The 11,525-nt window shown below is 72.1% G+C and carries 10 protein-coding genes; 3 read left to right on the forward strand and 7 right to left on the reverse strand.

Annotated elements, in window-relative coordinates; translation table 11 throughout:
• Positions 1 to 5: 5 nt before the first annotated feature.
• The 7 genes from SLP03_RS26615 to SLP03_RS26645 all read right to left on the reverse strand — a co-directional run bounded on the left by SLP03_RS26615 (position 6) and on the right by SLP03_RS26645 (position 7,280).
• Complete coding sequence (locus SLP03_RS26615) at positions 6 to 743, reverse strand: DUF4142 domain-containing protein (protein WP_319463377.1); 738 nt, start codon at positions 741 to 743, stop codon at positions 6 to 8.
• Positions 744 to 865: 122 nt separating this feature from the next.
• Positions 866 to 2,044 carry an ROK family transcriptional regulator gene (locus SLP03_RS26620; RefSeq protein ID WP_319463378.1) on the reverse strand — a complete coding sequence of 393 codons (1,179 nt, stop codon included), beginning with the start codon at positions 2,042 to 2,044 and terminating at the stop codon, positions 866 to 868.
• Between the two features lie 7 nt (positions 2,045 to 2,051).
• Positions 2,052 to 3,314 (reverse strand): ABC transporter permease subunit, encoded by a 1,263-nt coding sequence (locus tag SLP03_RS26625; RefSeq protein ID WP_319463379.1) that lies wholly within the window; start codon positions 3,312 to 3,314, stop codon positions 2,052 to 2,054.
• On the reverse strand, positions 3,311 to 4,117 hold the full coding sequence (locus tag SLP03_RS26630) for an ATP-binding cassette domain-containing protein (protein ID WP_319463380.1): 807 nt from the start codon (positions 4,115 to 4,117) through the stop codon (positions 3,311 to 3,313). Before SLP03_RS26630 ends, SLP03_RS26625 begins: the two co-directional genes overlap by 4 nt.
• A 77-nt stretch (positions 4,118 to 4,194) precedes the next feature.
• On the reverse strand, positions 4,195 to 5,286 hold the full coding sequence (locus SLP03_RS26635; protein ID WP_319463381.1) for a sugar ABC transporter substrate-binding protein: 1,092 nt from the start codon (positions 5,284 to 5,286) through the stop codon (positions 4,195 to 4,197).
• Positions 5,287 to 5,569: 283 nt separating this feature from the next.
• Positions 5,570 to 6,049 carry a Cys-tRNA(Pro) deacylase gene (gene ybaK, locus SLP03_RS26640; RefSeq protein WP_319463382.1) on the reverse strand — a complete coding sequence of 160 codons (480 nt, stop codon included), beginning with the start codon at positions 6,047 to 6,049 and terminating at the stop codon, positions 5,570 to 5,572.
• Between the two features lie 43 nt (positions 6,050 to 6,092).
• The gene (locus SLP03_RS26645; protein WP_319463383.1) at positions 6,093 to 7,280 is read right to left on the reverse strand and encodes a THUMP-like domain-containing protein; all 1,188 of its coding nucleotides are present in this window, start codon (positions 7,278 to 7,280) and stop codon (positions 6,093 to 6,095) included.
• Between the two features lie 360 nt (positions 7,281 to 7,640).
• Here SLP03_RS26645 and groES point away from each other — a divergent pair, with 360 nt between their 5' ends.
• The 3 genes from groES (at position 7,641) to SLP03_RS26660 (ending at position 11,413) form a co-directional block, all read left to right on the forward strand.
• Entirely contained in the window at positions 7,641 to 7,955 is a 315-nt protein-coding gene (groES, locus tag SLP03_RS26650; RefSeq protein ID WP_319463384.1) for a co-chaperone GroES, read from the forward strand.
• Positions 7,956 to 8,025: 70 nt separating this feature from the next.
• Entirely contained in the window at positions 8,026 to 9,672 is a 1,647-nt protein-coding gene (gene groL / locus SLP03_RS26655) for a chaperonin GroEL (RefSeq protein ID WP_319463385.1), read from the forward strand.
• Positions 9,673 to 9,796: 124 nt separating this feature from the next.
• On the forward strand, positions 9,797 to 11,413 hold the full coding sequence (locus tag SLP03_RS26660; RefSeq protein ID WP_319463386.1) for a molybdopterin-dependent oxidoreductase: 1,617 nt from the start codon (positions 9,797 to 9,799) through the stop codon (positions 11,411 to 11,413).
• The last annotated feature ends 112 nt before the right edge of the window (positions 11,414 to 11,525 follow it).

Genomic DNA, 11,525 nt, shown 5'->3' on the forward strand with positions numbered 1-11,525 from the left:
GGGTTTCAGCTGCGGCGCAGGATGCGGTACGTCGCGATGCCGCCGGTGCCGAGGGCGGCGAGGAAGACCAGCCAGACGACGGTGGTGCTGACCTCGGGGCCGCCGCCGCCGACGTTGGCGGCGGCTGCGGCGACCAGTGAGTCGCTCTGCGCCGGCGGCAGCGCGGCGGGCGGCAGCTGCTGCCAGCGGACCAGCCCGGTGCTCTCCAGCATCGCCATGTGGTCGGCGACGAACTTGTTGGCCTCGTCGGCGAGCTTGCGGACGGTGGCGTCCCGGGTGCTGGCCCGGACCGCCCCGATGATCGGGAAGATCTTGCCGTGGGCGACCCGGAGCCGGGTGACGAAGATCTGGTCGAACCGGGCGCCGGTCGCGTTCTGCATCTCGGCCAGCCATCCCTTCTGCTCGGCGGTCGGCTCGGTCGGCAGGCTCGCGCCCAGCTTGTTGGCGGCGTCCACCACGAGCTGGTCGAGGACGCCGTGCTGCCGGGAGATCTCCGCCCCGATCTCCCGGACCCGCGGCGACCGGCCCTTCTCGGCGGCCATCTGCCCGGCCGGCATCTCCCAGAGCCCGGCCAGCCGTACGCCGTTGAGCAGGGTCATGTCGGCGGCGTTCAGCTGCGATCCGGGCGCGGCCATCGCCGGACCGGGAAGGACGCCGAGCCCCGCGACGAGCGTGATGAGCAGCAGCGCCAGCCGGTGGGTCCGGTGCGCTGGCCGGCGGCGTGCGGATTCCAGCGGTGCCATTGTTGCGGTGCCTCCTCGGTCCGGACCGATCGCGTGTGTCGGGGACGGCCGCACCCCGCCGGCCGCCCGTCCGGACACTGGTACGGATCACCGACCCGATCAGTTCACCGTGGCGTTCCGCGTCAGGTCTCCAGCGGGTCCGCGAGCAGTCGCTCGAAGGCCAGTTCGGCCGCTCCGACCAGGGCGGCGTCGTTCCCAAGCTGCGGAGTACGAAGCCGGACGTGCTCCAGGCACGCCGACAGGCCCACCGAGTTGAGCCGGCTGCGCACCTGCGCCGCCGCCGCGAGGTACAGGTCCCGCATCGTTCCCCCGAAGATCACCATCTCCGGGTTGAAGATGTTGACCAGGTTCCCCACGCCGAAGCCCAGCCAGTCGCCGACCTGCCGGACCGCCGTCTGGGCCCGCGCGTCCCCCCGGTCGGCGGCGTCGATGACCGCGAGCACCGCCTCCCGGCCAGAGGCCGTCGGGCGCCCGGCGGCGTGCAGGAGCGCGTACTCGCCGATCTCGGTCTCCCAGCAGCCCCGGGACCCGCATTCGCAGCTCGACCCGTTCCGGTTGACCACCATGTGGCCCACCTCGCCGCCGTAGCCGCCGTGTCCGGTCAACCGGCGTCCGCCGGCGATGATGCCGGCGCCCACGCCGACGTCGCCGTACAGGTAGATGACGTTGTCCCGGCCGGCCGCGGCGCCGCGGGCGTGTTCCGCGAAGGCGCAGACGTCGGCCACGTTGGCCACCACGACGGGCGTCTCCGTGCCGAGGTCGGCGGCCAGGGTGGCGCCGATCGGCTCGTTCACCCAGCCGGTGTGGGGGCTGAGCCGGACGAGGCCGTCGTCGCGGCGCACCATGCCGCACACCGCGATCCCGGCGCCGACGCAGATCGTCCCCGGCGGCACCGCCTGTTGCATCTCCTTGAGCGCGCCGGCCAGCAGCGGCGCGGTCTCCGCCGCGACCAGACCGCGCGGCCGGCCCAGCTCACGCCGATCGAGTACGACGCCACCGAGCCCGACCCTGGCGGCCTGCAACCGGTCCACCTCGATGCTGAAGGCCCACGCGTGGACCCGGGCGGACTCGGGCCGGACGACCAGCGACGGTCGTCCGGCCCGCCTCCGCTGCTTCGGGGTCGCCTCGCTGACCAGGCCGGCGCCGGCCAGGTCTGCGGTGAGCGCGCCGATGGTGCTGCGATTGAGCCCGAGGGCGGAGGTGAGTTCGGCCCGCGACATCGCTCCGTGGATGTGGACGTGGCGCAGCAACGCACCGAGATTCTGCCGCCGGATCTCCTCCTGGCTCGGCCCCGCGCGCATGCCCGGCTCAGCGGTTTCCGGTCGCGAGGGCCCGGCGCCGGGACAGCGCGTCGACCCCGGCCGCCAGCAGCAACACCAGCCCGGTGAACAGGTACTTCACCCCGGAGCTCGCGTCCATCAGCCCCATGCCGTTGTCGATGACCGCCACCACCGCGCCACCGAGCACCGCGTCGACCACCCGGCCCTTGCCGCCGAAGAGGCTGGTGCCGCCGATCACCGCCGCGCCGACCGCGTAGAGCAGCACGTCGCTGCCGCCGGTCCTGGCGTCCACCGAGCTGAACCGGCTGGCCGCCACGATACCGCCGACCGCCGCCATCGAGGAGCAGACCACGAAGACGGAGATCCGGATCCGGTCGACGCTGATGCCGGCCCGGTGGGCCGCCTCCCGATTCCCGCCCACCGCGTAGACGTGCCGCCCGTACGCGGTGCGGGACAGCAGGAAGCTCAGCGCGACGAGCAGCACCGCGCCCAGCGGCACCACGACCGGCATGCCGCGGTTCGAGCTGATCAGGCTGTTCAGGCTGCGTTCCATGTTGAGCGCGTACACGCCGACGCCGACGACGACGGCGAGGCTGCCGATCCGGATCAGCACCATCGACATCGGATCGGTGGCCAGGTCGCGGGCCCGGCGGTTGCGGTACCGGAGCAGCTGTGTGACGGCGTACCCGCCGACGGCGACGGCGGCCAGCAGCCAGCCGACCAGCGGCGGCAGGTTCCTGTTCTCGATGGCGACGATGGGGGCGGCCTGGACCGAGACGTTGGTGCCGCCCTTGATCAGCATCAGCATGACGCCCTGGAAGGCGAGGAACGCGGCGAGCGTGACCACGAAGGACGGTATGCCGACCTTCGTCACCAGGAAGCCGAGCACCAGCCCGATGGCCGCGCCGGTGGCGAGGGCGGCGAGGGTGGCCACGTACCACGGGTACCCCTGCAGGGTCAGCAGGTTGGCCAGCACGGCCGCGCAGACCCCGCTCGCGAAGCCGGCGGACAGGTCGATCTCGCCCACCAGCAGGACGAACACCAGCCCCATCGCGATCAGCACGACGGCGGCCCCCTGGGTGAACAGGTTCGCGAAGTTGCCGGCGGTGAGGAAGTTGGGCCGGAGGATCGAGAAGAACGCGCAGAGCACGAGCAGGCCGAGGAGCGCCGGCAGGGCACCCATCTCGCCACCCCGGAGGCGGGCGAGGTAGCTCCGGACGTGGGCGCCGAGGGTGGCCCGCGGGACGGCCGTAAGGGTTTCGGGGTACGCCGCGTGAGCTTGCGTGATCATTTCTCGGCTCCCCTTGTCCCGGTGCTCCGGTAACCGTTGTCGTTCGTGGTGGCCGTGCCGAGCGAGCCGCTGCGCCCGGACGTGATCAGCTCGACCACCTGGGCGTGCGTGACGTCGGCGGCCCGGACCTGGGCGACCATCTGACCGAGGTAGAGCATCGCGATCCGGTCGGAAACGGCGAAGACGTCGTTCATGTTGTGCGAGATGAGGACGACGGCCAGCCCGTTGTCGGCGAGCCGCCGGACCAGTTCGAGGACCTGGGCGGTCTGGGCCAGGCCGAGGGCCGCCATCGGCTCGTCGAGGATGACCAGCCGGCTGTTCCAGAGCACCGCCTTGGCGATCGCCACCGTCTGGCGTTGGCCGCCGGAGAGGCTGGACACGTGCTGCCGCAGCGAACTGATCGTCCGGATCGAGAGCCCGGCGAGCGTCCTGGCCGCCAGTTCCTCCATGGCCGGCTCGTCGAGGACGAGGCCCGAGCGCCGTTCCCGGCCGAGGAACATGTTCTGCACGATGTCGAGGTTGTCGCAGAGCGCGAGATCCTGGTAGACCACGTCGATGCCGAGACCGGCGGCGTCCCGGGGACCGTTGACGGTCACCGGCCGTCCCTCGAAGAGGAACTCGCCGGCGTCGGTGCCGTGGATGCCGCTGATGCACTTGACCAGCGTCGACTTTCCGGCGCCGTTGTCGCCGACGAGCGCGGTCACCTGGCCCGGGTACACCGAGAAGGCGACATCGCGGAGCACCTGAACGGGGCCGAAGCTCTTGTCGACTCCACGCAGTTCCAGCAGGGGTGTCTCGGACACGGGTGTCTCCTTCAGGTGGGTGTCCGAATGGCGGTCGCGGTGTCCGGCCGTTCGGCCGTTCGCCCGACTCGGTCGGCTCAGCTGATGCCGGCCCGGGCGCACAGTGCGGCGTACTCCGCGGTGCACACGTCGGACTTCTCGACGTAGCCGTCCGCGATGACGTCCTTCACGGTCTCCTTGGTGATGGCCTGTGCGCCCAGCAGCACGGCGGGTACGTTCCGGTTGCCCTTGGGGTCGTGGAAGCTCTGCTCGGTCTTCTTCCGTTCGCCCCTGGCCAGCGCGATCGCCAGGGCGGCCGCCGCCTCGGCCTCCGTCTCGACCGGCTTGTAGACGGTCATGCACTGGTCGCCGGAGAGGATGTGCTGCAGGGCCTGGGCGTCGGCGTCCTGGCCGGTGACCGGGACCCTGCCGTTGAGCTTGTTCTTCGCCAGTACGGAGATGACGGCGTTGGCCAGCCCGTCGTTGGCGGCGACGACGGCGTCGATCCGGCCGTTCGTCTGGGTCAGCATCTGCTCGAAGATAGTGCCGCCGGTGGTGTTGTTCCACTCGGGCACCCACTGGTCGGGGCCCTTGAGGTACTCCTTCGCGTCGTACCTCGGCTCGAGGACCGAGTCGTAGCCCTCCTTGAACTGGGCCGCGTTGTTGTCGGTCGGCGAGCCGTTCAGTTCGGCTATCACCGGGTTCTTGACGCCCTTGTCGGCGAGGCACTTGACCAGGCCCTCGCCCTGCAGCCGGCCGACCGCGACGTTGTCGAAGCTGACGTAGTACTGCGCGGAACCGCCCAGGGTGGGCCGGTCGTAGTCGATCGTGGCGACGCCCCGCTGGGTCGCCTTGTCGAGGACCGCCTTCCCGGTACCCGAATCGAGATTGGTGATCATCAGCGCGGTCACCCCATTGGTGATCATCTGCTCGGCGATGGTCACGAATCGCGCCTTGTCGTTCTGGGCGTTCTGAATGTCGTAGTCCACCCCGGCGGCCTTGAACGCGGCCTCCAGGTATCTGCGGTCCGCGGTCTCCCAGCGGTTCGACGAGGCGCTGTCGGGCAGGATGACGCCGATCTTCGGCTTGGGTCGGGTCGCGGCACCGTCAGTGGAGTCGTTGTCGCAGGCGGTGAGGCTTCCCGCGGTCAGCAGGCCGACCGCGGCGAGGGTGAGGATCCCTCTGCGCATCTGCACGGTTCCTTTCAAGGGGACGGAACTCGAGGGGAACGTGGGTGGTGGGGTGCGCGTGCGCGCCGGTGAGCCGCGGTGCCGCGTTGCCAGCGATTTGTTGTTCCGGGCAACGTATTGTTCGCCGCTCGGGCGCACAAGACGGTAGTGGCCAGCAGTTTGTTGCCGCCAATAACAATTCGGCAACGCGACCGAAATGCGGCGCATCGACGGCGGAAGATTCGTTCGCCGTCAACTTCACCGACCCCATTCGGTAGTCGCCGGCCGGGCGTCGCGCTGCCGGTCAGCGGGCGGCGACGGGAGCGGTCACCGCGGCGGTCAGGGCGATCAGGTCCGTGGGGCTCAGTTGGAGCTGGAGCCCGCGGCGCCCGGCGGAGACGTACACCGTCGGGTGGTCCAGCGCCGAGACGTCGACCACCGTCGGCAGGCGCCGGCGCTGGCCCAGGGGACTGATGCCGCCGCGGACGTAGCCGGTGGCCCGTTCCGCCACCGCGCGGTCGGCCATGGTGGCCCGCTTGCCGCGGACCGCGGCGGCCAGGGCCTTGAGGTCCAGCTCCCCGGTGACCGGGACGACCGCCACGGTGAGCACGCCGTCCACCTCGGTGACCAGCGACTTGAACACCCGCTCCGGCGGCGCCCCGAGCGCCGCCGCGACCAGGGCGCCGTAGTTCGGCGCCTCGGGGGACACGTCGTACGGGTGGGTGCTGTGCGGGATGCTGCGCTTCGCGAGCAGCGCGGTCGCCGGAGTGCCCTGTCCCGCCATGCCGACAAGCTAACCCGGCCCCGGCCGGCGGGCGAGTCGAAATTCAGGCGGGCACCGGCTGGCCGACGAGCACGGTGGGCGCCCCGGCCACCCGGGTCAGCACCAGGCTCGCCGCGGCGTCGCCGCCGAGCTTCAGGTCCCGGCGCAGTTTCTCCGGCTCCAGCGGCGAGCCGCGCTTGAGGATCTCCACCCGGCCGACCCGGCGTTCCCGGAGCAGGGCGCGCAGCCGCTTCAGCGAGAACGGCAGCACGTCGGTCACCTCCAGGCAGCGGGCGTACGGGGTGCGAACCGGGGAATCGGCGTATAGGTAGGCGATGCTCGGGTCGGCCAGGGTCGCGTCCAGCTCCCCGGCCAGCTCGGCGACCAGGTGCGCGCGGACCACCGCCGGGTCCGGGTCGTACAGGAACCGGCGGGCCGGTCCGACCGGGGCCTCCGCCGCGCCGGATCCGATCAGCACGTGCGGGGTGGCGCCGCGCAGCACGGTGGCCCGGCGGGGGACCTCGGCGAGCCGGCCGCACCAGAGCGCGGCCTCGACCAGGTCGCCGTCCACGCTGACCCATTCCGCCTCCGCGCCGGTCGGGATCAACGCGTGGTCCAGACCCGGGGCCACCTTGACCACGGTGTGCGGCACCCGCTCGGCGAGCCCGGTGACGAAGTCCCACGGCGGCGAGTACGAGTTCGGGTCGAAGATCCGCCGCCCGGTGCCGGCCTTCCGCCGCGCCGGGTCGCAGAAGACCCCGTCCACCCGGCTCACGTCGAAGGTGGTCGCGTCGCCGCACTCCACCGTGAAGGATTCGGCCAGCCCCGCCGCCTCGGCGTTGGCGGCGGCCATCGCGGCGGTCACCGGATCGGCCTCCACGCCGTACACCCGGATCCCGGCGCGGGCGGCGGCGAGCGCGTCCGCGCCGAGGCCGCAGCCCAGGTCGGCCAGGGTGCGCACCCCGGCGGCGCGCAGCCGTGCGGCCCGCCGCTCGGCGACCACCCGGCGGGTGGCCTGCTCCAGCCCGGCCCGGGTGAGGAACATCCCCGCGGCGGCCGGCCCGAACTTGCCGGCGGCGCGGCGGCGCAGCTCGGCCTGGGTGAGCGCGGCGGCGGCCAGCCCGGCCGGTAGGCCGGCCGAGCGGAGTGCGGTGGCCGCCGTCAGCGGGTCGCCGCCGGCCAGCCCGGCGGCCGCGGCGAGCGCGGCCGACCCCTCGGCGGTACGCAACGCGGCGAGCTGGTCCAGATCCACCCCGTCATTCTCCCGGCCCGCCCACCCGGCCCGGCCGGGCGGGCCCCTTGATCGACACGGGGTACGGCATCTCGCGGCGTCCGGCTGCCGGCATGCCGTGCGGTGCCGCGAGGTGAGTCGATCATGCTCGTCGGGGCGACGCGCCGGACGACGCGCTGGCACTCTCCTTGACGGAGTGCTAGCCGAGGAATAACCTGCGATTAGCACTCTCCCATCGAGGGTGCCAGCTTCCGGGTCTCGGCCCGGGCGCTGAACGCCAGGCGGACCGGCTCCCGCGACGACGGCCCCGCCCGGTGGCATGTGGCAGATTGACGCCGTTCGGCTCGCCGTTCGGCAACGAAACCAGTACCCCAGGAGGGTATGCCCGTGACTACCGCGACCAAGGTTGCGATCAAGCCGCTCGAGGACCGGATCCTGGTCCAGGCGAACGAGGCTGAGACCACCACGGCGTCGGGCATCGTGATCCCCGACACCGCCAAGGAGAAGCCGCAGGAGGGCACCGTCCTCGCTGTCGGCCCGGGCCGCATCGACGAAAAAGGCAACCGGATCCCGGTTGACGTGAAGGTCGGCGACACCGTCCTCTACTCGAAGTACGGCGGCACCGAGGTCAAGTACGCAGGCGAGGAGTACCTGGTGCTCTCCGCCCGTGACGTCCTCGCGGTCATCGAGAAGTAAGCAACCGATCAGTGTCGTTGCCCCGGTCCGGCTCGCCGGGCCGGGGCAGCGTCGCTTCGAAGGGACATTCATGGCGAAGATCCTGAGCTTCTCGGACGACGCCCGACACCTGCTCGAGCACGGTGTCAACGCCCTCGCGGACGTGGTCAAGGTCACCCTCGGCCCGCGCGGGCGCAACGTCGTCCTGGACAAGAAATTCGGTGCGCCGACGATCACCAACGATGGCGTGACCATCGCAAAGGAGATCGAGCTCACCAACCCGTACGAGAATCTCGGCGCGCAGCTGGTCAAGGAGGTGGCGACCAAGACCAACGACGTCGCCGGCGACGGGACCACCACCGCGACCGTGCTGGCCCAGGCGATGGTCCGCGAGGGCCTGCGCAACGTGACCGCCGGCACCAACCCGACCGGCCTGAAGCGGGGCATCGACGCGGCGGCCGCCAAGGTCTCCGAGGCGCTGCTCGGCCGGGCCGTCGAGGTCACCAGCAAGGAGTCGATCGCGCACGTCGCGACGATCTCCGCGCAGGACGCCACCATCGGCGAGCTGATCGCCGAGGCGATGGAGAAGGTCGGCCGCGACGGCGTCATCACCGTCGAGGAGGGCTCCGCGCTCCACACCGAGCTGGAAGTGACCGAGGGTCTCCAGTTCGACAAGGGCTTCATCTCGCCGAACTTCGTCACCGATGTGGAGGAGCAGGAGTCGGTCCTTGAGGACCCGTACATCCTGATCACCACGCAGAAGATCTCGGCGATCGAGGAACTGCTGCCGCTGCTGGAGAAGGTCCTCCAGAACAACCGGCCGCTGCTGATCATCGCCGAGGACGTCGAGGGCCAGGCCCTGTCCACGCTGGTGGTCAACGCGATCCGCAAGACCCTCAAGGTCTGCGCGGTGAAGGCCCCCGGCTTCGGTGACCGCCGCAAGGCGATGCTCCAGGACATGGCGATCCTGACCGGCGCCGAGCTGGTCGCCCCGGAGCTGGGCTACAAGCTCGACCAGGTCGGCCTGGAAGTGCTCGGCACCGCCCGCCGCGTGGTGGTCGACAAGGAGAACACCACCGTCGTCGACGGTGGCGGCCAGGCCTCCGAGGTCGCCGACCGGGTCGCCCAGATCCGCAAGGAGATCGAGGCCTCGGACTCCGAGTGGGACCGGGAGAAGCTGGCCGAGCGGCTGGCGAAGCTCTCCGGCGGCATCGCGGTCATCAAGGTCGGCGCGGCCACCGAGGTCGAGATGAAGGAGCGCAAGCACCGCATCGAGGACGCCATCGCCGCGACCAAGGCCGCGGTCGAGGAAGGTACGGTCCCCGGCGGCGGTGCCGCCCTGGCCCAGATCATCCCGGCGCTCGACGACGACCTCGGCTTCACCGGTGACGAGAAGGTCGGCGTCTCGATCGTGCGCAAGGCGCTGGTCGAGCCGCTGCGCTGGATCGCCCAGAACGCCGGCCACGACGGCTACGTGGTGGTGCAGAAGGTCGCCGGCCAGGAGTGGGGCAACGGCCTCGACGCCGCCACCGGCGAGTACGTCGACCTGGTCAAGTCCGGCATCATCGACCCGGTGAAGGTGACCCGCAACGCGGTCATCAACGCCGCCTCGATCGCCGGCCTGCTGCTCACCACCGAGAGCCTCGTGGTGGAGAAGCCGGAGAGGGCCGAGCCGGCCGCCGCCGGTGGGCACGGCCACGGCCACGGTCACGGCCACCAGCACGGCCCGGGTTTCTGACCCGACGCCCGTACGCCCGAGGTCAGGGCACACCGTCACGCCGACGGTGTGCCCTGACCCGTATCTGGTTACGGAACGCTGACGCCGCTACCGGTCGACCCCGGTGATCGACAAGACTGATCCGATGACCACCACGTCCCGCGGGTACGCCGCGCTGGCCGGGATCACCGCCGCCGCCGTGGCGATCGGCGCCGCCGAACCGGTGGCCGTCCTCACCGGCGCCCGTTCCGCACCACTGATCGCGGTCGGTGGGCTCGTCGTCGACGTCGTACCCGCACCGCTGAAGCATTTCGCCATCGCGCTCTTCGGCACGTACGACAAGATCGCCCTGCTGGTCGGGACGGCCCTGCTGCTCGCGGCGTTCGCCGCGCTGCTCGGCGTGCTGGCCGCCCGCCGGCTCTGGATCGGCCTGGCCGGCATCGCCGCCTTCGCCGCCCTCGGCGTGGCCGCCGCGGTCACCCGGGCCGGCGCGAACGTCTTCGACGCGCTCCCCTCGCTGCTCGGCGCGGCGCTGGGCGGCCTGACCCTCTGGCTGCTCCTGGCCGGACCGCTGCAACCCCACATCTGGTCCTGGTCGCCCCCGGCCCCGGCCGCGCCTCCGGTCCCGCCCGGACGCGAGACGTCTCCGGCCCCGTCCGGCCCCGAGCCCGTGGCCGTGGGCGACGAGGTCGACCCGGAGGGCCGGCGGCGGTTCCTGACCGGCGCGGGGGCGCTGATCGGCGCGGCCGCCGTGGCCGGGGTCGGCGGACACTGGCTGGCCGGGCGGCGGGGCGTGTCGGCGGCCCGGCAGGCGGTCGCGTTGCCGACCCCGTCGGCCGCCGCCCCGACGGTCCCGGCCGGCGCCGATCTCTCGCTGGCCCAGCTCGCCCCCTACGTGACGCCGAGCTCCGGCTTCTACCGGATCGACACCGCCCTGGTGGTGCCGCAGGTGGACCCGGCGACCTGGCGGCTGCGCATCCACGGCCGGGTACGCCGGGAGATCGAGCTGAGCTTCGCCGACCTGCTCGCCCGGCCGATGGTGGAGCGGTACGTCACGCTGGCCTGCGTCTCCAACGACGTGGGCGGGGATCTGATCGGCAACGCGCGCTGGCTGGGCGTACCGATCAAGGAGCTGCTCGACGAGGCCGAGCCGGAGGAGGGCGCCGACCAGGTGGTCGGCCGCTCGGCCGACGGCTGGACCTGCGGAACCCCCACGGAGGTGCTGCGGGACGGGCGGGACGCGCTGCTCGCGGTCGGGATGAACGGGGAGCCGCTGCCGGTGGAGCACGGCTTCCCGGTGCGGATGGTGGTGCCCGGGCTCTACGGCTACGTCTCGGCCTGCAAGTGGGTCACCGAGCTGGAGTTGACCAGCTTCGCCGACTTCGACGCGTACTGGGTGCCGCGTGGGTGGTCGGCGCAGGGACCGATCAAGACGCAGTCGCGGATCGACGCGCCCCGGTCGCGCAACCGGCTCACCGCGGGCCCGGTCATGGTCGCCGGGGTGGCCTGGGCGCAGCACCGGGGCATCCGCACGGTCGAGGTCCGCGTCGACGGCGGGCCGTGGCGGGAGGCGACACTCGCCCCGACGGTCTCGGTGGACACCTGGGTGCAGTGGTCCTGGCGGTGGGACGCCACCCCGGGCGAGCACACCCTCCAGGTGCGCGCCACGGACGCCGACGGCGTCACCCAGACGGCCGAGCGGCGGCCGGTCGAGCCGGACGGCGCCACCGGATGGCACACCGTCAAGGTCACTGTGCGCTGAAGTGCGTGCCTGGCCCCCCTGGTCGACGTGGCGCAGCGGGGTGGGACAGCGGGCGGTGCCGCGCGGCCCCGGCACGGTCGACTTGTGCGGCCGGCCGAGGCGGGCCTCCAGC

Origin of the sequence: Micromonospora sp. RTP1Z1 (assembly GCF_033804685.1) — a bacterium.
In the GTDB taxonomy this organism is placed as follows: domain Bacteria; phylum Actinomycetota; class Actinomycetes; order Mycobacteriales; family Micromonosporaceae; genus Micromonospora.